This is a genomic window from Chitinophaga sp. Ak27, assembly GCF_012726295.1.
GTDB lineage: Bacteria > Bacteroidota > Bacteroidia > Chitinophagales > Chitinophagaceae > Chitinophaga.
The window spans coordinates 403,966-424,490 of the sequence record NZ_JABAOB010000004.1; the positions used below are offsets into that span (position 1 = coordinate 403,966).

Annotated in this window: 22 protein-coding genes; 10 read left to right on the plus strand and 12 right to left on the minus strand. The window is 47.0% G+C overall.

Annotation, left to right across the window (positions count from 1 at the left end; translation table 11 throughout):
* Positions 1-46: 46 nt before the first annotated feature.
* On the plus strand, positions 47-277 hold the full coding sequence (locus HGH90_RS16415; RefSeq protein WP_211092181.1) for a DUF3820 family protein: 231 nt from the start codon (positions 47-49) through the stop codon (positions 275-277).
* A gap of 85 nt (positions 278-362) precedes the next feature.
* Here HGH90_RS16415 and HGH90_RS16420 read toward each other — a convergent pair whose 3' ends face one another.
* Both HGH90_RS16420 and HGH90_RS16425 read right to left on the minus strand, forming a co-directional pair.
* Entirely contained in the window at positions 363-836 is a 474-nt protein-coding gene (locus tag HGH90_RS16420; RefSeq protein ID WP_168763087.1) for a polymer-forming cytoskeletal protein, read from the minus strand.
* Between the two features lie 9 nt (positions 837-845).
* Positions 846-1,919 carry a ParM/StbA family protein gene (locus HGH90_RS16425; RefSeq protein WP_145666732.1) on the minus strand — a complete coding sequence of 358 codons (1,074 nt, stop codon included), beginning with the start codon at positions 1,917-1,919 and terminating at the stop codon, positions 846-848.
* Positions 1,920-2,230: 311 nt separating this feature from the next.
* Here HGH90_RS16425 and HGH90_RS16430 point away from each other — a divergent pair, with 311 nt between their 5' ends.
* Both HGH90_RS16430 and HGH90_RS16435 read left to right on the plus strand, forming a co-directional pair.
* Positions 2,231-2,602, plus strand: a complete 372-nt coding sequence (locus tag HGH90_RS16430) for a hypothetical protein (protein ID WP_168763088.1) — start codon at positions 2,231-2,233, stop codon at positions 2,600-2,602.
* Between the two features lie 64 nt (positions 2,603-2,666).
* A complete protein-coding gene (locus HGH90_RS16435; protein ID WP_168763089.1) occupies positions 2,667-4,523 on the plus strand; it encodes a M1 family metallopeptidase in 1,857 nt (618 codons plus the stop codon).
* A gap of 120 nt (positions 4,524-4,643) precedes the next feature.
* Here HGH90_RS16435 and HGH90_RS16440 read toward each other — a convergent pair whose 3' ends face one another.
* Genes HGH90_RS16440 through HGH90_RS16455 form a run of 4 tightly spaced genes read right to left on the minus strand, consistent with a single transcriptional unit; the run spans position 4,644 to position 9,904 of the window.
* Entirely contained in the window at positions 4,644-5,675 is a 1,032-nt protein-coding gene (locus HGH90_RS16440) for a DUF4249 family protein (RefSeq protein WP_169191564.1), read from the minus strand.
* A 2-nt stretch (positions 5,676-5,677) separates the two neighbouring features.
* Positions 5,678-8,383, minus strand: coding sequence for a carboxypeptidase-like regulatory domain-containing protein (locus HGH90_RS16445; protein ID WP_168763091.1), 2,706 nt, complete (start codon positions 8,381-8,383; stop codon positions 5,678-5,680).
* Entirely contained in the window at positions 8,316-9,293 is a 978-nt protein-coding gene (locus HGH90_RS16450) for a FecR family protein (protein ID WP_169191565.1), read from the minus strand. Before HGH90_RS16450 ends, HGH90_RS16445 begins: the two co-directional genes overlap by 68 nt.
* Before the next feature lie 56 nt (positions 9,294-9,349).
* Complete coding sequence (locus tag HGH90_RS16455) at positions 9,350-9,904, minus strand: RNA polymerase sigma-70 factor (protein WP_168763093.1); 555 nt, start codon at positions 9,902-9,904, stop codon at positions 9,350-9,352.
* 354 nt (positions 9,905-10,258) lie between these two features.
* On the opposite strand from HGH90_RS16455, the gene HGH90_RS16460 reads away from it, so the two are divergent.
* From HGH90_RS16460 to HGH90_RS16490, 7 genes are all read left to right on the plus strand, one after another.
* Positions 10,259-11,617 (plus strand): acyl-CoA dehydrogenase family protein, encoded by a 1,359-nt coding sequence (locus HGH90_RS16460; RefSeq protein WP_169191566.1) that lies wholly within the window; start codon positions 10,259-10,261, stop codon positions 11,615-11,617.
* A 64-nt stretch (positions 11,618-11,681) separates the two neighbouring features.
* A complete protein-coding gene (locus HGH90_RS16465; protein WP_169191567.1) occupies positions 11,682-12,437 on the plus strand; it encodes an SGNH/GDSL hydrolase family protein in 756 nt (251 codons plus the stop codon).
* 115 nt (positions 12,438-12,552) lie between these two features.
* Positions 12,553-13,044, plus strand: a complete 492-nt coding sequence (locus HGH90_RS16470; RefSeq protein ID WP_168763096.1) for a hypothetical protein — start codon at positions 12,553-12,555, stop codon at positions 13,042-13,044.
* A gap of 156 nt (positions 13,045-13,200) precedes the next feature.
* Entirely contained in the window at positions 13,201-14,049 is an 849-nt protein-coding gene (locus tag HGH90_RS16475) for an alpha/beta hydrolase (RefSeq protein ID WP_168763097.1), read from the plus strand.
* Between the two features lie 71 nt (positions 14,050-14,120).
* Complete coding sequence (locus HGH90_RS16480; RefSeq protein WP_169191568.1) at positions 14,121-15,230, plus strand: SPFH domain-containing protein; 1,110 nt, start codon at positions 14,121-14,123, stop codon at positions 15,228-15,230.
* 62 nt (positions 15,231-15,292) lie between these two features.
* Entirely contained in the window at positions 15,293-16,417 is a 1,125-nt protein-coding gene (locus HGH90_RS16485; RefSeq protein ID WP_168763099.1) for a zinc finger domain-containing protein, read from the plus strand.
* Between the two features lie 253 nt (positions 16,418-16,670).
* Positions 16,671-17,243, plus strand: coding sequence for a DUF4142 domain-containing protein (locus tag HGH90_RS16490; RefSeq protein ID WP_168763100.1), 573 nt, complete (start codon positions 16,671-16,673; stop codon positions 17,241-17,243).
* Between the two features lie 71 nt (positions 17,244-17,314).
* Here HGH90_RS16490 and HGH90_RS16495 read toward each other — a convergent pair whose 3' ends face one another.
* From HGH90_RS16495 to HGH90_RS16520, 6 genes are all read right to left on the minus strand, one after another.
* Complete coding sequence (locus HGH90_RS16495) at positions 17,315-17,725, minus strand: DUF6691 family protein (protein WP_168763101.1); 411 nt, start codon at positions 17,723-17,725, stop codon at positions 17,315-17,317.
* Position 17,726: 1 nt separating this feature from the next.
* Positions 17,727-18,302, minus strand: a complete 576-nt coding sequence (locus HGH90_RS16500) for a YeeE/YedE family protein (RefSeq protein WP_168763102.1) — start codon at positions 18,300-18,302, stop codon at positions 17,727-17,729.
* Between the two features lie 34 nt (positions 18,303-18,336).
* Positions 18,337-18,609: a GNAT family N-acetyltransferase gene (locus HGH90_RS16505; RefSeq protein WP_168763103.1), complete on the minus strand. Its 273-nt coding sequence runs from the start codon at positions 18,607-18,609 to the stop codon at positions 18,337-18,339.
* A 7-nt stretch (positions 18,610-18,616) separates the two neighbouring features.
* Positions 18,617-19,060 carry a (4Fe-4S)-binding protein gene (locus HGH90_RS16510; protein ID WP_169191569.1) on the minus strand — a complete coding sequence of 148 codons (444 nt, stop codon included), beginning with the start codon at positions 19,058-19,060 and terminating at the stop codon, positions 18,617-18,619.
* A 5-nt stretch (positions 19,061-19,065) separates the two neighbouring features.
* Positions 19,066-19,467 carry an OsmC family protein gene (locus HGH90_RS16515; RefSeq protein ID WP_168763105.1) on the minus strand — a complete coding sequence of 134 codons (402 nt, stop codon included), beginning with the start codon at positions 19,465-19,467 and terminating at the stop codon, positions 19,066-19,068.
* 75 nt (positions 19,468-19,542) lie between these two features.
* Positions 19,543-20,481, minus strand: coding sequence for a ring-cleaving dioxygenase (locus HGH90_RS16520; RefSeq protein WP_169191570.1), 939 nt, complete (start codon positions 20,479-20,481; stop codon positions 19,543-19,545).
* Between the last annotated feature and the right edge of the window lie 44 nt (positions 20,482-20,525).

Consider the following 20,525-nt stretch of genomic DNA (forward strand, 5'->3'; position numbering starts at 1 on the left):
CGGATTTATAATTTACATTTGTCGCATTAATGATAAAAAGGCCTGTATGGAAATGACCACACCCAACCCGGAGCTATTGAAACAACTCGTCGTGATGAAGATGCCTTTCGGAAAATATAAGGATGTAGTGCTCTGCGACCTCCCCGTTAGTTACCTGGAATGGTTTCAGCGAAAGGGTTTTCCCCAGGGCAAGCTGGGCATGCTGCTGGAAACAATGCTGGTCATTAAAATGAACGGGCTTTCTGCCTTACTGGACCCGCTGAAGAACAAAAGATAGGGTAGAGGTGTACTAACCTGCCATATAAGCAAAACGGCTGTTTCTTATTGGAAACAGCCGTTTTGCTTATATGGTTTGAAAAATATCAGAACCAACTGGTGTTTTGTTCCTCCTCTTCCACAGGACCGGCTGTATCAGCAGGCGCAGCTGCGGTTGGCGCAACGGCTGCCTCTGCAGGCAGCTCTGAAATAGCTTTAGGAGCCGGCATTACATTTTTGCGGATGGCGCCTTCTACCACCGCACCTTCTTCTATTTCCAGCACCATCGCATTTACATCGCCCTTTACCAGGGCTTTATTGCTGATATGTGCTTTGTTGCTGATGTACACATCGCCATACACTTTTCCCTGTACTACCAGGTCGGTAGCATATATATGGCCACGAATGCTCGCCGTTTCACTTACCACCAACTTGCCGGTGGTTTTTACATCGCCCCTCACATTACCGTCGATACGACCCGAAACAGAAGCGTCGATGCTGCCGTTGACGGACACCGTTTTGGGAATACGAAAAGCTCCGGGGACAATTATATTTCGGAATAGATGTCTGACACTGATCACACGTACAAATTAGAGGGTGATGGGATTAGGTGTTATCGTAGGAGTATGCTGTTGCTGGTCCTCAAATGTTGAAATAATAGAACTGGAGTTACCAAGATCCAGGCCCACACTCCGCTGTGGTTTATTATCTGAAATTCTTAACGAATTATAAAGATAACCAATGCTCATGAGCTTTTCAGGCTCAGGTGCTACTTCTACAGGAATAAAGTCGCGGAACTCTTCTACAAAAGCATCGGTTAGCTCCCGGTAATGGGCACCGCCACCCATGAGATAAATTTTTTCACAGGTTTCAAAATCCAGGTCGGTAAAATAGCTACGCATCAACGGCGACACTACTTCCTTATAATATTGTGTGAGCACCCCTTTACGCATATCACGCAGATCTATACGCTTGCGGTTGGTGAAGATGGAGCCTTTCATAAAGGCATCATCCACCTGGTGTTCGTTTTTCATTTCCAGGTAATGTTTCTGGTTCAGCTCCCGGGTAAGATTGTTAATCGCATAACGGATACCATGTGAACTGAAGCAGGTACGGTGAATCAGTCCATCGCCTGTGGCCATGCCACCTTCAATGGTACCAAATCCAAAACTTACTGCGATGAAATTGTCTAGCTGTGGTTCATTGATAGTTTTCTTCAAGCCAATAATACCACCCACAATTTCAGGTATAACTTCATACTTCTCAATATCAAACATTGCTTTCTTAAACGAGCCCTTGGTATTGTAAGTCTGCGTATCGTAATCGATCAGGAAATGTCTTTTACTTAAAAACTGCTCCGCCGCATTTTTGTAGATATTGTAGGTAGAGAAAGGAAAACCAACGGTTAAGGCTATTGGCTGTTGTACCTTATCGATCGTATTCAACAACGCAGCTTTAAACAATATTTCATAATCTTCTTCCGTAGGAGAGGCATTGGTCACCCTGCCCGGATTGATACCACCTCTCTTCGCAAGATTGCCTACCAAGTACCAGGCTTCATCTTTTTTAATTTTTAATCCGTTGAGTAAGTCCTTACTTGAGTTTTCGGTGTTTCCAAATGCGGTCTCAAAAACGCTTGGGAAGCTGGTTGTTGATACTTTCATAGTACTATATTAATAACGTTGTGGCCGTGACTCTCCCGCAGGAGGGTTTTCATCGGGATTGAAATAGTAGTTAAAGATATAAAATATTAGGATAAGGGGATGACAACCAGTGAATTTACGATAAATTTAATACAGCATCCTTGAATTTCAAAATACCCCGGAAATTTCCTATGCACTGATTACAGCACTTCCCCGCAGACCAACAGATACTAAAACCCCGCTTTTCAACGTTTTTTAGCTGTCCCATCCCATACCAGTATACTATTCAAATGCAGAGATCACTGTGATCACCACTGCACAAATCTACCAATATGAAATTGCTGGTTTGGTCACCCATCTTATTATTACTTTCCTGTCACTCCTCGCAGAAGATCTACCAGGCACCGGCAGTAGGAGCAGAGGCACAATTTGACAGGGGACTCCGGCCGGAAAAACATCCCCGCTACCTCTTCGATAAAAAAACAATGAAGGATATGCAGCAGCGGGGAACGGCATCCGGATACTCATCTAAACGCAGGAGCTCAGCACCCACCATTCCATTGCCAGGTAAAGATGGAAACGGTAAAGACAGCTCCACTGCGGTAAACGACAGTACGGCCCTGCCGCTCCCGGCAGACTCCACCCAGGTACCCGCATCACCCACCGATACCTCCCGTCACGGACTGTCTGGTCACATAAATTGATCCGACGCAGCGGCTCAGTTTCCTGTTTATTCCCTACATTTGGTACGACTGCTTTAAATTGTTTATGAGGAAAGTTTTCTTTTTTTTACTCCTGGCCGCCACCAGCCAGGTAATAGCGCAAACCCCATTGTACATGCCACTTGGCTTCAAAAAGGCGTACGACCGGCAAACCCGCAGCTATAGCGGAGCACCGGGGAGTAAATACTGGCAGAATAAAGCGGGGTATGATATACAGGTCAACTTCGACCCTGCTACCAACCGGGTAGCTGGTACAGAAACGATTCAATATACCAACAACAGCCCCGATACTCTTTACTCCGTCAATTTTAAATTGTTTCCCAATATCTTCCAGAAAGGCGCCGTGAGAAATATGCCCGTGTCGGCAGATGACCTGACGGATGGCGTGGTGATTAAAAATATGAAGATCAATGGGAACGATAATCCCGTGATGACGCCGACCAAAGGAACTAACATGCCCGTGAATATTCCGGCACTGTATCCCGGGCAGTCACTGAAATTTAACCTTGATTTTTCTTATATACTGAACGAAAATACTCATATCCGTACAGGCTCCATCGATACCGGCGCCTATTTTATTGCCTATTTTTTTCCGCGTATAGCCGTATACGATGATATTAATGGCTGGGATATGATCAATTATATGGGTATGCTGGAGTTTTATAACGACTTCAGCGATTTCCGTGTAGCCATCACCGTTCCCGGCGCCTACCAGGTTTGGGCTACCGGCGATCTCAAAAATACCGGCGAAGTATATGCTGATAAATATGTGCAACGCATAGCTGCTGCGGAAAAAAGTAATGATATCATTACGGTGATAGATACCAGCGACATCCGGGCGGGCAATATCAGCCCGAAGCGCAATACCAATACCTGGCGCTTCGAAGCTATCAACGTACCTGACTTTGCCTTTGCCCTCAGTAACCACTACTGCTGGAATGCCACCAGCGTGCAGGTTGACAACCAAACTAAACGGCGTACCCGCGTTGACGTAGCTTTTAATCCCAATCACGCTGATTTCTTCGATGTAGTACGCTATGCCCGCATAACGGTCGATAAAATGAGCCATTACTTTCCTAAATGGCCTTTCCCTTATAGCCACGAAACAGTGTTTGATGGCCTCGACCAGATGGAGTATCCCATGATGGTAAACGATAATCCGCTTAGCGATAAAGTGCAGGCTATTGAACTGACCGACCATGAGGTTTTTCATACAATGTTTCCTTTTTATATGGGCACCAACGAAACGCTGTATGCCTGGATGGATGAAGGATGGGCTACCATCGGCGAATGGATCATCTCTCCTTGCATAGACAGCACCATTATCGATGACTATGGGATCGCACCGTATAACTACGTTGCCGGCAAAGCGGCCGATCTGCCCATTATCACGCCTTCTAATCAGCTCACGGATGCTTATGTAACCAATTCCTATCCCAAGCCGGCATTAGGATACCTGTACGTAAAGGATATGCTGGGCGATAGCCTTTTCCTGAAAGCATTGCATTATTATATTGAACAATGGCACGGCAAACATCCACAGCCGTACGACTTCTTTAATTGTATGAATACCGGTGCTGGCAGAAATATGAACTGGTTCTGGAAAAGCTGGTTCTTTGATAATGGATACCCCGACCTGGCCATCGGTAAAGTATTGCAAAAAGGAAAACAAGGAGTAGTGGAGATAGTATCAAAAGGCACCAAACCAGTGCCGGTAGATGTGTCGGTACTGCTGGAAGACAACAGCACCCTCCGGCTGCACCGGAGCATTGCCTGCTGGGAAAAGGGCAACAAAACAGTTTCGTTGACATTTTCTTCTCCCAAAAAAATAAAAAAAGTAACCCTGGGAAGTACCTGGGTAGCGGATATCAATAAGGCAGATAATGTGTATGAGCCGAAGTAAAACTTAAAGCCTAGAGCATGAAGCAAAAAGCTATTATAGCGAATGACCAGCGCATATCATTGCTCGCTTAGCTCATTCGCTATAATAGATTTTTGCTTCAGGCTTTAAGCTTTCTGCTCTCTAAAGTGTGTCATAATACAAGGAGTAGAGTTGCTGATACACTCCTCCGACTATCCCCAGGCCTCCCTGCGTATTACTGCGGAGTTGTATGGCCTGAATCAGGCTGTTTAACCCCGGATTTCGTTTTACTTTTTCATAGGTCAGCAGGAAATCATAGTATTCTTTCGATACAGATTTTACATATACCTGTACCCGGCCCACCGGTGCAATGGCTTCCGCCGGACTGGAACTCAGTGCAGTAGCGTTGATATAAAAATAAGTGGTCAGTGGTTTCCCCGTTTGTGTAAATAAGATGCTGTTATAGTTTTCATTCAACCCGCCAATCTGGTTGTTGTCCGCATTTTCATCCTGGGTATAACACGGAATACGCAGGAAGTCATTCAGGAAGATGCTGTCTTTTTTCATATCAATGCCCGGCTTATCTTTTACCTGGTTATAAAGCGCCTCATTTTCGCTTTTCCGGTATCTCACACCTTGCCAGGTAAAAGAAGTATCCAGCGTTACGCTTTGTTTCAACGCTTCCATCACCAGGTATTGTCTTACGCCAGGCAAAGGATAAACCGTAAAATGAAAACGCAATACGGGACGCCCGTTCAGCAAGGTCCGTACGGTATCCAGTAAATCCAGCTTAAACGGAAGAGGAATGGTAGGAGGGGGTTGCACGGTAATAGGTCGCAGTCCCGGAACCTCCACCCTAACAGTATACGTTTTTCCGCCCAGCAGTTTCGTCTTGCCCTGGTAGAGACTCATAGGGCGGGTAGTATCAGGCACATAAGGCAGCTCCTCCAGTACTTGTCCGCCTTTGTCCATAAGCGTCACCTTGGCATCGTTTACCAGTATAAATCCATTGTTTACCCCAGGTGCAACGGGCTTACTTTTACCTACCAACACCTGTGGTACCTCTCCGGCTATCAGCTCACTGTATACCACTGCCCGTGGCGCTGCATGGTTATCTGGCAGGGGTAACTGCCGCTCGCATCCGGTGAGTAACCACCAGGCTGCCATGGGTAATATGAAGAAGAGATATTTCATGACTAAAATTTGAAAGTATAACTTAGATAAGGTAATGTCCTGAACAGGCTATATTGATATAACTGTAACGGGTATACGTTATCATATGCGAAATAAGAAAATTGATCAAAGCTCACAATAAATGGATTGGAGCGGTTGTAGATATTGTAAATACCGCCTGAAATCACATGTTTGAACCGCCTCTTACTGCCGAGGAAAAGATTGGCGCCCAGGTCGAGATGATGTACGGCATTGAGTCGGTAATTATTTAACCGCGCTATATAAGGCAGGTAGTTGACCTGGAAGGTAGAAAAAGGAGAGTAACGTTCATCCAGGTATCCTTGTATATTACGCGCCCAGTCGAAGTCCGGGAATATTTGCGTCGGCAGTGTGAAAGGAGCGCCACTGGCAAACTTCCAGGAAGCGGAAAGATTCCACTTCTCATTGATCCGGTATTTAAGCGCCAGGGAAAGATTGTGCCGGCGATCTTCTTTATAGGGAAACATTTTGCCCCCATTCAGGCGGTCGAATTGACGCCAGGCCCAGGACAGCGTATAGGAAAATACGCCTGTAAGCTTTCCCTGCGTTTTTTCCAGCAAAATTTCGCTCCCGTAATTATAACCATTGCCCGCAATCACTTTCTTTTCCCACAGATCCGAGTTGTCAAATATATTCAATACAGTGTTGGTAGTAACGATATCTTTCAGCTGCTTATAGTAGAAATTTACATTAAACCGCCAGTCAGGGCTCCACTGCCGTTGATAAGACAGGCTATAGGAAAAAGCATGTTCCGGTTTGATGTTATCGGTACTGGGTACCCACAGGTCGGTAGGCAAGTTAATCACAGGCGTGGTTAATTGATGCACGAACTGCGTCATTTTAGCAAACGATACCTGCACGAATTGCGACTGGGGTAGTTGCCAGCGTACCATGATCCGGGGCTGGGCGCTGGCATAAAAAGAGGAGGATTGTATTAATGCCCCGAAATGCAGGCCAGGTCGCACAATCAGCTTATCATTGAATAAGCTGAGTTCATCTTCTGCATAGGCCGTTACCTCCGACATATAGTAAATGGGCGCCTTCCGCACAGCGGCTTCTCCCGCCGAAATATTGGTATGATAAGCTGTAGGGGCAAAGTTGTGGTAGGTATAACCTCCACCTAAGGAAATATGTTGCCGGTTGCTTACATTATATTCTGTTTCATTTCTCACAGCGATATCCCGGATCCGTGAAACTCCCTTACCCTTTACAAACAGGGAGTCGTTGATCGTAAGCGGGATAATAGAGTTTTGGGTAAAAAGGTTGTAAAACCGGCTGTACGTAGCGGTGGTATTGGAAAACACCCTGGGATTCACTACCCGGGTCCATTTCACTGCCGCCGTAATATTGCTCCAGTCAAAATTGTAATCATCAAATAGCTGTATTACCGGGTTGGTGCTCTGGATAAACATCTTATCCTGTCCCTTATAAAAACTCACATACACCCGGTTTTTGTTGTTGATAACCTGGTTGAGTTTGAAGTTGACATCATAGAGGTAATACCGGCCATAATCTTTGAGATAGGTTTGTCCATACAGTGCATCTACCAGGGATCTTCTGACAGACAGCAATACAGCGCTCTTGTCCTTTACAATAGGCCCTTCCAGCAAGGCGCTGGCAGAAACGGGACTGGCGGTAACACTGCCATGCCACTCCTTCATATTACCATCTTTGGTACGGATATCTACCACGGAAGACAAACGCCCGCCATATCGTGCGGGGAAAGCATCCTTGTAAAGAGATACGTCTTTTACAGCGTCGCCATTGAAAATGGAAAAGAGGCCGAACAGGTGGCCGGTATGATACAAGGGAACTCCGTCCAGCAGGTACAGGTTTTGGTCTGCTGCGCCACCCCTGATCAACAGGTTACTGCTGCTTTCCAGGGAGCTGCTGGCGCCGGGGTATAGTTGCAGCGATTTAAGTACGTCTTTTTCGCCCAGTAACGCCGGGAAATTCGATACATAGCCTACAGGCATATTGATAAACCCCGGCTGGGAGTTGACTTCCTCTTTTTCCCCGTTCACCACCACGGTTTGCAGCATGCCCCTGGTTTCCAGGTGAATATCCAGTTGTCCCTCGTCGGGAGGTGGCAAGGGTTGAAAGATGGGTTTATAACTGATATGTGAGAATACCACTCCCTGGCAGCTATCTGGTACCTGCAAGCTGTAAAACCCATATGAGTTGGTTTCCGTACCCTTCTTGGTGACAGGATCATACACTGATGCGCCGATGATGGCCTCATTACTGTTCGTTTCTTTTACAAAGCCGCTGATGGTATAGTATTGGGTTTGGGAACTTTCCCTGAGCAGGAATATTTTGCCATTCAGGGCAGCCGCCTGTATCCCGGTTCCTTGCAGGATGGTTGTCAATACCGCACCGGTGGTACGTTCGGTACCCGCCAACTGAACTTTTTTATTGAGATGAAGGAAGCTGGAACTATAGGATACACTAACCCCTGTACTTTTCTGGATATCCTGTATATAAAAAAGGATGGTGCCCTGTTTGGAAGGTGGCGTATAGGGACGTGCGAGAATGTCATTTCCACCGCTTTGTGCCCGCAATTGATTGACAGGCAGCAACAGCAGGACGGCACAACATAGATATAAAAACTGGTTTAATAAGCTACTGGCTGATGACGATAGTGTCGCCTTCCTGTTGGTATTTAAACCCAAGCAATAGTTGTAATTCATGCAAAACATCATCACAGGACTGATGCTGGAACGTTATTGTAGCTTTTTGCTGCGCGGCCGTTTCCTTGTATTTTTCATCAATCCTGATATCTTTTGCGTAAAAATCGGCTAATTGTGGCAATATTTCAAGAAGTGACTGATCATTAAATTGCAAAATCCCTGTTTTCCAGGCAATAAAGTTAGGGTTGTTGTTGTTCCGGGCATATAATTGGCCATTCCCCCAGGTACCTCTTTGGCCGCTGGCCAGCACCAGGGAGGCGGTATCACCTTCCACGCCCAGTTTTACACTACCAGATGCCACTACCACCGTTGTACTGTCCTTTCCCGTTTGTACAGTAAAGGAAGTACCCAGTACTTCCACAACCGATTGGTTGGGCGTTTTTACCAGGAAAGGGTGGGAGGGATCGCTGGCTATTTCAAAAAAAGCTTCTCCTTCCAGTTCCACAATCCGCTGGTTATTATGATAACCATTAATATAACGGATGCGGGCGCCCTGGCGGAGCGTAACCGTAGACTTATCGGGTAACTCTAGGCTTCTTATCCTGCCGTCATTGGCGGCCAGCTCATGTTTCTTCAAGCCAGACCGGCTTTCCAGCCACCAGGCTCCTACAGTCAGCAAAATTAAAATAGCGGCCGCGGCAGCATATTTAGTATACAGGTATTTTACTTTGGATGTATTGGATTGAATAACCCCGCCGGTCTTTTCCCAGGCAGCCGCAGTGTTATATTGACGGGATTGTATAACAGCGGACGGGCTGTCACCCCAGATTTTGGCGAGAACTTCGTACTCTGCCCTGTTTTCAGGGGACTTGTCCAGCCATTCCTGTAAAGTTGCAGATTCTGCCTCAGTACTTTGACCGGATAACTTCTTGGCTATAAGTTCATGTAGGTAAGTATCTAAATGCTCCATAGTTACAGTGTGCTCTACTTAAATAACGCTCGGGTGTGACGATCCCTCTATAAAGGTTAAAATAATTTTAACAAAAAGAAAATGGCAACTGGTAACCCGTATTGCTGCAGGTACTTTCTCAGTAACTTAAGCGCCCGCCCCATATAATTTTCTACAGTTTTGGCGGAAAGCCCCAGCTTAGTGGCTGTTTGCTGATGAGTCATCCCCTGGAGCCGGCAACAAGTAAATACTTCTTTACATTGTGGTGGAAGGTTGGCAATGGCTTCGTATATCAGTTGTTCGTAGTACGGCCTCGAATTTTCTACTTCCCTGGCATCCGGATCTTCCGCGTGCTCCGCTATCCATTCAAATCCCTTGTTGCCCGCTTCTTCCGTGGTTTGCCTGCGCAGTACAGAAATAGAATTGTTGCGGACAGCCCGGAATAAGTATGCTTTTATATTAGGTATATTTATCAGCTCACGATGTTTTTCCCAAAGCCTGATAAATGTTTCCTGTACTACATCTTCTGCTGCAGCATCATCTTTCAGAAAACTAAATGCGTAGTTACATAAGTCATTATATTGTGAATCGAATAACGCTTTGTAAGCCTGGTAAGAAGGTGATGTAAGCATTTAACCTTCAGATATTTTATATGCGTGAATGATCGCTGCGAAAGTAACTATCTTTTCGAAAACAAACATATTTGCTCCCCTGATTTTTAATCCACTTTTTTTTTAAATGAGATATAGAGGGAATTGCTTTCTCTTGCGTCATATAGCTAACACCTATGCCTATATGCTTGTAGGAAATTTTTTTAGTTGTGTTTTAAAACCAGGGTTGCATAGGCGCTTATGCAGCCCTTTTTTACTCCCTCTTGTATAATATTAACTTCTCCTGATGCTGTTTTGAATATTTTTGCAATCCATTGCAGCTGTCTATGGAGTAGTCCCCGACACATTTTGTATTTTTATACAAAACCATGCACTATGTCCGGAACCTTCTCCAAACTGAAAAATGCCTACCAGCTGCTGAAGCATATCGACCTGGGTATGCTGGCCCGCCTGTCTGAAAAGGTTGACCTGCCCAAAGTAATGGAATCAGTCGCCCATATGAATGAGCAGCAGCTACAGGGACTGATGAAAATGCTTGGCAGCGGGGGAAAAAAGAAAGAACTCCCGCCCATCGATGGTGACTTTTACGACCTCGCCGGCAGGCTGAATGAAGAAGACCGTTCGCTGCAGCTGAAAGTAAGGGCATTCATGGAGAAAGAAATTCAACCGATCGTTAATGAATATTGGCTGAAAGCTGAATTCCCTTTTGAAATCATTCCCAAATTCCGGGAGTTGAATATCTGTGGCGTTACCTACAATGGTTATGGTTGCCCGAACCGCTCTTTCCTGATGGAAGGAATTATTGCCATGGAAATGGCCCGCATAGATGCGTCGATCGCTACGTTCTTCGGTGTACAGAGCGGACTGGCCATGGGATCTATTTATATGCTGGGCTCTGAAGCCCAGAAACAGGAATGGCTGCCAGGCATGCAACAGCTGAATATCATTGGCGCTTTTGGGCTAACTGAACCGGAAGTTGGTTCTGCCGCTGCGGGAGGACTCACTACTACGGCTAAACGGAGCGGGGATAGCTGGGTACTGAATGGGCAAAAAAAATGGATCGGCAACGCCACTTTCGCGGACGTAGTCGTTATCTGGGCACGTGATATAGACGATAACCAGGTGAAAGGTTTTTTGCTGAGAAAAAATACGCCCGGTTTCAGTGTAGAGAAAATACATGATAAAATGGCATTGCGAATCGTGCAGAACGGGCTGATTACGCTGAAAGATTGCGAGGTAGCTGAGGCCGACCGGCTCCAGCTGGCCAACTCTTTTAAAGACACCGCGAAAGTACTGCAAATGACCCGCGCCGGCGTGGCCTGGGAGGCAGTGGGCTGCGCACGTGGCGCCTACGAAAACGCATTGGCGTATACCCGCACCCGTAAACAGTTTGGAAAACCCATCGCCGCTTTTCAACTGATACAGGGACACCTGGTAGAAATGCTCTCCAACCTTACCGCCATGCAAACCATGGTGTACCGCCTCTCTGAAATACAGGATGCAGGCCACTTGCAGGATGAACATGCTTCCCTGGCAAAGGTATTCTGTACCCTCCGCACCCGCGATGTAGTAAGCCGTGCCCGTGAGGTGATGGGAGGGAATGGCATTCTCCTGGAATACAATGTGGCTCGCTTTGTTGCCGATGCGGAAGCTATTTATTCCTATGAGGGTACCAAGGAAATCAATTCCCTCATCGTAGGAAGAGCAATTACCGGTTCCAGTGCATTCGTATAAAATATGAATTCTTTTTTATAGCTTAACGGCACAAACCACGTTATTCACTCAATGAATTGCTATTATGAATGTATTTAACCGCCGCAACTTCCTCCGGAATGTTTCGCTGGGAAGCATGGCCGCTATTAGTATTCCCAACATTGTTACCGCCGCTGTTGCGGTTGAAAAAAGTAAAAAGATCGGACTGAAAAAAGAAGGTATTATCCTTTTCCAGGGCGATTCTATCACTGATGCCGGCCGGAAAAGAGATAAAAATGAGCCCAATAACAGCGCTGCGCTGGGAAGCGGATACGCCCTCATGGCAGCATCAGGTTTATTGCGCAGGAACGCCGATAAGAACCTGAAAATTTACAACAAGGGCATCAGTGGCAATAAGGTCTTTCAACTGGCGGAACGCTGGGATAACGACTGTTTCGCAATAAAACCCGATGTGCTCAGTATCCTCGTAGGAGTGAACGATTATTGGCATACGCTCAATGGTAATTATAAAGGCACCGTTCAAACCTATCGCGACGATTACAATAAGCTGCTGGATCGTACCAGGCAGCAGTTGCCCGATGTACAGCTGATTATCGGCGAGCCTTTTGCTGTGAAAGGTGTGAGCGCTGTAGACGACAAATGGTACCCGGCTTTCGATGAATACCGCGTCGCGGCAAAGGAGATAGCCGATAAGCACCAGGCCATTTTTATTCCCTACCAGGCTATTTTCGACAAAGCCCTGCAATCAGCTCCCGGTGCCTACTGGACAGGAGATGGGGTACATCCCAGCGTAGCCGGTGCCCAGCTAATGGCCGAAGCCTGGCTGCAATGTATAAAGTAACCGTTTCCTTCTTCCCTGATTTTTAAGATTAAGTACTTCTACTGAATAGTGACAACTGGGTGCAAACTAGCTTTGCACCCATTAACCCCTTATTGTTCACTATTAACACTTAATCATGAAAAAATCATTGCGTTCCCGCCTGGCTGATGTAACATTATTTGCGGTAGCTATCTTAACGGCACTCTTTTTTTCCCAATGCAGGAAGAAAGATGATCAGCCTCGTGGTATCGATAAGTCTTATCTTATCAATAAAAAATGGAATGTCACATCCGCTACGGTAACACCTGGCATAGACATAGGACAAGGACCTATATCCGACCTGCTGGCAGTAATGCCGGCCTGCTTACGGGATAATTTTATCGTGCTGAAAGACGATGGCACAGGTACGGAAGATGAAGGAGGTGACAAGTGCCCGGATTCAGCCCAGACACGCAGCTTCCACTGGAGCTTGACGGCAGATGGTGCATTCAGCGGTGAAATGCTGGATAATTTTGAAGGCCATACCAGTGTAGTTAAAAATGACCAGGGTTTCACCCTTACAGCAGTGGGTAAGATCGATGGAGAAAATGTCGTAAGAACGCTTGTGATGGTCTACAAAGCTATTTAGCAACAATACCTGATTCAATAAGCAAGGATGATACCTTTCAGGATCTGCATATATCCTGTCGGTTAGATTGGACCACGCAGCCTCCCTTTTGGGAGGCTGCTCTTTTATCTGCCCTTTACATTCATTACATTTGTTTTATCACATGAATTTCCAGTTATGAAACAAACAGGTATTTTATTAACAATGATGTTAGGATTGACCATGACGATCAGTGCTCAGCAGCAAACTATCCATCTTTGGCCGGGAAAAGTTCCCGGTGAAACTGCAGCAAAGCATGCAGCAGTGGTAACGCCCGACGGCAGTAACAACATAAAACGGCTGACCGATGTCACCGACCCGGTATTGGAAGTGTTTCCGGCTCCCGCAGGCAATAGCAATGGCATCGGGGTAATTATCAATCCCGGTGGAGGTTACGGGATATTGGCTATTGACCTGGAAGGCGATGAAATTGCAGCCTGGCTTAACAAGCTGGGATATACGGCTTTTGTATTGCAATACAGGGTGCCCAAAAAACAAGCGGGCGCCCTGCAGGACGCACAACGGGCTATCCGCCTTGTACGCAGCCGCGCAGCTGAATGGGGACTGCAGCCGGATAAAATAGGCATGATGGGATTTTCTGCCGGCGGTAGCCTCACCGCCCGCGCCGCTACCCGGTATAACGTGAACACCTATACGGCCATCGACAAAGCCGACAGTCTGTCTGCCCGGCCGGCATTCGGTATCCTGGTATATCCGGCTTATCTTGATCAGGGTACAAACAGGACGCTTACGCCTGAACTGACCGTGAATGAGCAAACACCTCCCATGTTTCTTTTTGCTACCGCCGATGATTTCTACGGCAACAGCGCCCTGGTAATGGCCGGCGCTCTCCGCGATGCGAAAGTGCCCGTGGAACTCCACTTTTACGCCAAAGGTGGCCATGGATATGGATTGCGCAGTGGCAATCCCGCAGCAGACGCCTGGCCCGCACTCCTGGAACAATGGCTGAAAACTGCCGTGAAATAATTATCACAAGGCAGGACGGACGTTGAGACTAAATAATTCTCTACATTTGAGCGACTATAAAACCTGTTACCATGGGAATTTTTGATAAACTCAGGAATGAATTTATTGACATTATTGAGTGGACAGACCCGTCCACAGACACCATTGTGTGGAAGTTTCCCCGCTACCAAAATGAAATAAAAATGAATGCGAAGCTCACCGTGCGCGAATCACAGGTGGCCGTTTTTATGAATGAAGGTAAAATTGCCGACGTATTCCAACCCGGCATGTATACACTGACTACACAAAATATGCCCATACTCACCACCTTGCAGGGATGGAAGTATGGCTTTAATAGTCCGTTTAAAGCAGACGTGTTCTTCGTAAGCACCCGGCAGTTTACCAACCAGAAATGGGGAACTAAAAACCCGGTGATGCTGCGCGATGCGGAATTCGGACCGGTAAGACTCCGGGCTTTCGGTAGTTACGCTTTCCGGGTAAAAGATGCCGGCACTTTCCTGAAAGAGGTAGCCGCCACCAACCCGGAGTTCACCGTAGAAGGCATCAACGAACAACTGCGCAACCTGGCAGTATCCCGTGGAATGGAAGCCATTGCAGAAGCCAAGATTGCTGTATTGGACCTGGCAGCCAATTACGAAGAAGTATCTTCACAGATCACCGGCAAAATCGGTACAGAATTCAATGAACTGGGCCTGGAATTAACCAAATTCCTCATCGAAAATATTTCCTTGCCCCCAGAAGTGGAAACAGCGCTCGACAAACGCAGCAGCATGGGTATTGTGGGTAACCTGGGCGCCTATGCGCAGTTCCAGGCTGCCAACGCCATGGAAAAAGCAGCGGAAAATCCCAATGGCGGCGGGCTTGCAGCAGCAGGACTGGGCGCCGGTATGGGCGCAGCCATGATGGGACAAGTAGGGAATGTCTTCCAGAATAACAATCAACCTGCCAGCACCGGTGCGGGTACGCCTCCGCCATTGCCCGGCGCTACTCCTTTCTATGTAGCCATCGAAGGTAAGCAAAGCGGCCCTTTTGATATGGAACAACTCCGCCAGCTGGCAGTTGCCGGCAACCTGAATGCTCAAACCCTGGTATGGAAAACTGGTATGGCTGCCTGGTCAGCCGCTGCCACCGTGCCTGAATTAGCGCCAGTATTGGCCACCATTCCGCCACCATTACCCTAATAATCATTGGTAACGGCTGTTGATCCGGCATTGGCTCAACAGCTGTTACCCAAAATATTCCTATGTCTTTCGAGGAAAAAACAAGTGAAACAGTCAACTCGCTGAAATGCCAGAACTGTGGGGCTATCCTGCATTATGCTCCCGGTACCAATAGCCTGGTATGTGAATACTGCGGCACTGTAAATGAAATTGAACAGGAAACTATTACTACCGCCGTTCATGCGATAGACTATGCTACCTTTATCGCAGAACAGCAAAATCATACCGAAACCACCCAGCAAGCGGTGGTCGTAAAATGTAAAAGTTGCGGAGCTTCTACGACCATGCTTCCCAATGTAACTGCCGATGCCTGCCCGTTTTGCGCCTCTCCGCTCGTGGTAGATACGGCGCAGACAACGGCCATTCTCCAGCCACACTATGTACTACCCTTCGTTGTAAAAGACAATGAAGCCCTGCAACACTTCCGTACCTGGATGGGGAAGCTCTGGTTTGCCCCTTCCGACCTGGTGAAGAAAGTGAAGGACGGCTCCTCTCAGCAACTGAAAGGTGTATATATTCCCCACTGGAGCTACGATACGGATACTGTTACAGATTACATAGGCCAAAGAGGAGAATATTATTATACTACCGAAACCTATACGGAAGAGGTAAACGGTAAAACGGAAACCCGCACCCGGCAAGTACGCCATACAGCCTGGTATCCTGCTTCCGGCAGGGTGAGCAACGATTTCCGGGATGTACTGGTATCAGCCAGTCCCTCGCTGCCACTTAAGATGGCGCAGATCTTGGAACCCTGGCACCTCGATCAGTTGAAGCAATACGATGGGCGATACCTGAGCGGATTCCGCGCAGAAATATACCAAACCAACGCCGAACAGGCCCTGGTAATTGCCAAAAAGAGAATGGACCCGGTAATACAGGATGAAATTTGCAGCGACATTGGTGGCGATGAACAAAGCATCGACCGCTACGAAGTGGATTATAATAACCTGGGAATTAAATACCTGTTGCTGCCTGTTTGGATCAGTGCCTATCGCTATAACGACAAGCTCTATCATTTCGTGGTAAATGCCTGCACCGGCGAAGTAACGGGTGATAGGCCCTATAGCTGGATCAAGATTGCAGGGCTGATTCTCCTGATCATTATCGTCATTGCTACTATCTATTTTGTTAGTCAATCGAAATAAGTAATACCTGCCCCCTGGGCAAATGGTGTTTTCCTTACTGCTGTTAAAAGAGAACGCAACAGTAAGGGAAACGCCATTTTTTTCGCGCTCTGGGGAAAACAATCTACAAACCCTTTCATATGCCCCGCAGCTCGCTGGAGCCTGGAAACCCTTTGTAGTAGCGTGTATAGAGAGAGATGATGCAATCCGGGTCCCGTTTTTGTAAAATCAATGCTATACAGGCACACCTATTACGAACCCAAAATATAACGTCATGAAGAAACTAATGTTAGTATCAACTATTGCCCTGACCGCGTGGATGATGCAGTCCTGTGGCAATAACACCAACAGGAATCCGCAATCGGAAAAACCTGCCGACAGCGCCAAGGACCTGAATGAAATCGCTAAACCGGTAGATGAAAATTCTTCAAAATTTGCAGTGGACGCTGCTAATGGCGGTATGATGGAAGTAGCCATGGGAAAGCTGGCACAGGAAAAAGCATCTAATGCAAGAGTGAAAGCATTTGGTGCTATGATGGTCACCGATCACTCCAAAGCAGGAGACCAGTTAAAAGAACTGGCCGGTAAGAAAAATATTGCCTTACCGGCAGAACTATCTACCCAGGAAAAAAATCACCTGGATGATCTGAGTAAAAAGAGCGGGAAAGACTTTGATAAATCTTACATCGATATGATGGTGGATGACCACGATAAAGATGTAAAAGAGTTTGAAAAAGCTTCCAGTGATCTGACAGATCCGGATCTCAAAACCTGGGCAACAAACACTTTACCTACTTTAAAAGTGCACCAGGACTCTGCCAGGGCTATTCAGAAAGCATTTAAATAATCAATACGCAAGTTGTGAGTCCAGAGAATAGCAAAAAGCTTCAGGGATACGTTCCCTGGAGCTTTGCTTTTTTATTGAGGTAACTTCGACTGGATCGCACCGTATACCCAGGTACCGGCAATGGCGCTCACTAACGTAACAGCCACTACGCTAAATCCCATCCCTATCTGCGCAAAGAGGGGCCCCGGACAGGCACCGGTGATCGCCCATCCCAATCCGAAGATCAATCCCCCGTATATCTGCCCCTGGCTGAACTTTTTGGGCGCCACCACAATAGGATCGCCTGAAAGTGTTTTGATATGAAAGCGTTTAATCAACTGCAGGGAAATAATGCCAGTCACCACTGCTGTGCCAATCACCCCATACATATGAAAAGACGTGAGCTGAAACATTTCCTGTATCCGGAACCAGCTGATCACCTGGGCTTTTACCAGTATAATACCGAAGAAAACGCCTGCCAGCAAGTATTTGATATTTTTCATCTTAGTGAAGCCATTTAAAAATAAGGGGAATAAAAAGGTTCGCACTGGCAAACCCACCAGCCATAAAACAGACCGTTGCCACCAGTGAAGGCCATTGCAGGTTGGACAATCCCATGATGGAATGCCCCGAAGTGCAACCCCCGGCATACCGGGTGCCAAAGCCTATCATGAAGCCGCCTATCACGAAGAAAATAAGCCCCTTCCAGGTAAACAGCTGCTGCCAGCTGAATATTTCAGACGGTAATAAGGCACGGTAGTCGTGTATACCATAACTGGCCAGCCGCTCCTTGGTAGCTGCCGCTACCTGGATGTTCTGCCCATCCTGCAGGTAATGCCCCGCAATAAATGCTCCCACCAGGATGCCTGCTGCAAAGAAAAGATTCCATGACTCCTTCTTCCAGTCGTATTTAAAGAAGGTGATGTTGGCCGGAAAACAGGCGGCGCAGATATGTCGCAGGGAAGAAGAGATACCAAAAACTTTGTTGCCCAATATCAGGAGCACCGGTACCGTGAGCCCGATCAGCAATCCTGACACAGACCAGTGCCAGGGCTGCTGAATAAACTTTAATAGTTGCATAACAGGTATTTGTTAGATATTAACCAGACAGCTGTTACAACAGGTCGTTGTACTCCGGGTGTCTTTTCATATAGGCGTTTACGTAAGGGCATAGCGGTTTAACCTTCAGGTGGTGTTCCCGGGCATATTCCAGTACGTATTTCGCCAGTTGCCCAGCTATGCCACGGCCTTCCAGCTCCGGTGGTACTTCTGTATGTATGTAGGCAATGCCGCCGGGAAACAGCTTATAGGCAATCAGCGCGGTATGACCCTCCACTACGGTTTCAAACTGTTGTTTCGCTGTATTGTTGGTAATCGTGAGTTCCATATTATCATTAAGATTTGTCAGAGAAACTAATTTTGGTATGCGTGCCGTCGCAATAGGGCTTATTGGAAGAACCGCCACAGCGGCAGAAAGCGGTGACTTTATTTTTATGCGTTTCTTTTCCGCTGGCGTCCTTTACCACGATATTGCCATATACCAGTAAAGGGCCGTTAGGCATAGGTTCTACAATACTTTCGGCAGTGATATCGGGGGCTGTGCCTCCCTCTGCCGCTACGTCGGCATTCATATAAAATGTGAGGGCGCCAGACGGACATTGTTTTACCTGCGACACAATCTTTTCTGTGGAAGCGCCTTCCGCATTGATCCAGGGCTTTTGATGCGGATTAAATACTTCCGGCAGCCCATGAAAACACATCTCCGAATGTATACAAACATTCGGTTTCCATACGATGGTTACTTCCCCGTTGGTGTAATGTTTGGTGATATCTTTCATCTTTTTTAAACTGCTTTTGTATTGATAACAATAGGATTGCTCAGCACTTTGTGAACAGGGCAGGAGTGAGCTATCTGCAGCAACCGGGCATGCTGTTCCTCGCTGAGCGTTCCGGAAAAATGAATTTCCATATCGATAACAGTGGTGAGTGGATTTGGCTTGGCTGCACTGTTGTAGCGCAGTTCCACGGCGATATGTTCCACGGGCCATTTTTTCCTGTTGGCATACATCTTTAAAGTAATAGCGGTACAGGCGCCCAAGCTGCTCAATAATAATTCCCCGGGTTGTGGGCCGGTATCACCGCCGCCCACGTCTTCAGGTTCATCTCCCAACCAGCGGTGCCCCCGGGTATCGATGGTCACCTGGTAAGGGTGCCCGGATAAACTTACACTAACTTCCTGATCCATATTTTATTATTAGAAATTGTCTTTAAGCCATGCTGCCGCTAACGGTATGCTCTGTTGTGCCTGGTGATGATTATATTATCCCAGTTTAATCAGTTTTTTTACAATCTCTTCCCGTTGTGGTTCAAATTGATCCGGTAACATCAGGTGTGTACCCAGTTCCGCTATCGGTTCATCCACCGCAAATCCCGGGGTGTCGGTGGCCAGTTCAAACAGCACACCTCCCGGCTCCCGGAAATAAACGGAACGGAAGTATTTGCGATCCAGCTGCTCTGTTGGATGCAGCCCACGATCTTCCAGCAGCTGCCGGTAATGTAACTGCATCGCATCGTCTTTCATCCGGAACGCAATGTGGTGTATACTGCCTCCTGCTACATGCCCGCGGGGTTCGCCCTTGGCTTCTACCAGGTCTATAAAGTTGGCGGTATCGCCGGCTGGACTGGCAAAACGATAGCGATTGGCATGATGCTTCACCAGCCGGTAACCAAAAACGGATACCAGTATATCGGAGGTGGCCTGTATGTCTTCCAGTGTAAGTGTTACATGGTGGAACCCACGTGTCGCATATTCTTCAGGTACTTCCGGTGTAACCCAGGGAATGCGGGAGTCGGATATATCCGGTACCGTTAGTTCTATCTTTAGCCCGTCAGGATCCAGGAAAGTCAGGTATATTTCGCCGAATTTGGACGAAGGCTTATTATAAATAATATTTTCTTTCTCGAATCGCTTTAACCAGAAGTCAATACTGCCTTCCGGGATGGAGTAACCTATTTCAGTGGCCATATGCGTACCTCTGCGGCCGGCCATAATATCTTCCCAGGGGAAAAAGGTGAGTATGGTGCCCGGCGTACCTGTTTCATCGCCGTAGTAAAAATGGTAGGTATGCGGGTCGTCAAAGTTTACCGTCTTCTTTACAAATCGCAATCCCATGACACGGGTGTAAAAATCATAATTCTTTTTAGCATTGCCGGATATGGCGGTAATATGGTGTAACCCAGTGATAGCTTGTTCGTTCATAACACCTCTTTTTAAGCAGGAGTGGTTAGCTGCAGGTAGTCGTT

Coding starts and splice junctions, on each gene's coding strand:
- HGH90_RS16450 (WP_169191565.1), bottom strand. CDS start 9,293: ATGGAGCATTTAGATACTTACCTACATGAACTTATAGCCAAGAAGTTA.
- HGH90_RS16510 (WP_169191569.1), bottom strand. CDS start 19,060: ATGAAAGATATCACCAAACATTACACCAACGGGGAAGTAACCATCGTA.
- HGH90_RS16480 (WP_169191568.1), top strand. CDS start 14,121: ATGGGAATTTTTGATAAACTCAGGAATGAATTTATTGACATTATTGAG.
- HGH90_RS16495 (WP_168763101.1), bottom strand. CDS start 17,725: ATGAAAAATATCAAATACTTGCTGGCAGGCGTTTTCTTCGGTATTATA.
- HGH90_RS16470 (WP_168763096.1), top strand. CDS start 12,553: ATGAAAAAATCATTGCGTTCCCGCCTGGCTGATGTAACATTATTTGCG.
- HGH90_RS16435 (WP_168763089.1), top strand. CDS start 2,667: ATGAGGAAAGTTTTCTTTTTTTTACTCCTGGCCGCCACCAGCCAGGTA.
- HGH90_RS16455 (WP_168763093.1), bottom strand. CDS start 9,904: ATGCTTACATCACCTTCTTACCAGGCTTACAAAGCGTTATTCGATTCA.
- HGH90_RS16515 (WP_168763105.1), bottom strand. CDS start 19,467: ATGGATCAGGAAGTTAGTGTAAGTTTATCCGGGCACCCTTACCAGGTG.
- HGH90_RS16425 (WP_145666732.1), bottom strand. CDS start 1,919: ATGAAAGTATCAACAACCAGCTTCCCAAGCGTTTTTGAGACCGCATTT.
- HGH90_RS16520 (WP_169191570.1), bottom strand. CDS start 20,481: ATGAACGAACAAGCTATCACTGGGTTACACCATATTACCGCCATATCC.
- HGH90_RS16465 (WP_169191567.1), top strand. CDS start 11,682: ATGAATGTATTTAACCGCCGCAACTTCCTCCGGAATGTTTCGCTGGGA.
- HGH90_RS16505 (WP_168763103.1), bottom strand. CDS start 18,609: ATGGAACTCACGATTACCAACAATACAGCGAAACAACAGTTTGAAACC.
- HGH90_RS16500 (WP_168763102.1), bottom strand. CDS start 18,302: ATGCAACTATTAAAGTTTATTCAGCAGCCCTGGCACTGGTCTGTGTCA.
- HGH90_RS16415 (WP_211092181.1), top strand. CDS start 47: ATGGAAATGACCACACCCAACCCGGAGCTATTGAAACAACTCGTCGTG.
- HGH90_RS16490 (WP_168763100.1), top strand. CDS start 16,671: ATGAAGAAACTAATGTTAGTATCAACTATTGCCCTGACCGCGTGGATG.
- HGH90_RS16460 (WP_169191566.1), top strand. CDS start 10,259: ATGTCCGGAACCTTCTCCAAACTGAAAAATGCCTACCAGCTGCTGAAG.
- HGH90_RS16430 (WP_168763088.1), top strand. CDS start 2,231: ATGAAATTGCTGGTTTGGTCACCCATCTTATTATTACTTTCCTGTCAC.
- HGH90_RS16445 (WP_168763091.1), bottom strand. CDS start 8,383: ATGAATTACAACTATTGCTTGGGTTTAAATACCAACAGGAAGGCGACA.
- HGH90_RS16485 (WP_168763099.1), top strand. CDS start 15,293: ATGTCTTTCGAGGAAAAAACAAGTGAAACAGTCAACTCGCTGAAATGC.
- HGH90_RS16440 (WP_169191564.1), bottom strand. CDS start 5,675: ATGAAATATCTCTTCTTCATATTACCCATGGCAGCCTGGTGGTTACTC.
- HGH90_RS16475 (WP_168763097.1), top strand. CDS start 13,201: ATGAAACAAACAGGTATTTTATTAACAATGATGTTAGGATTGACCATG.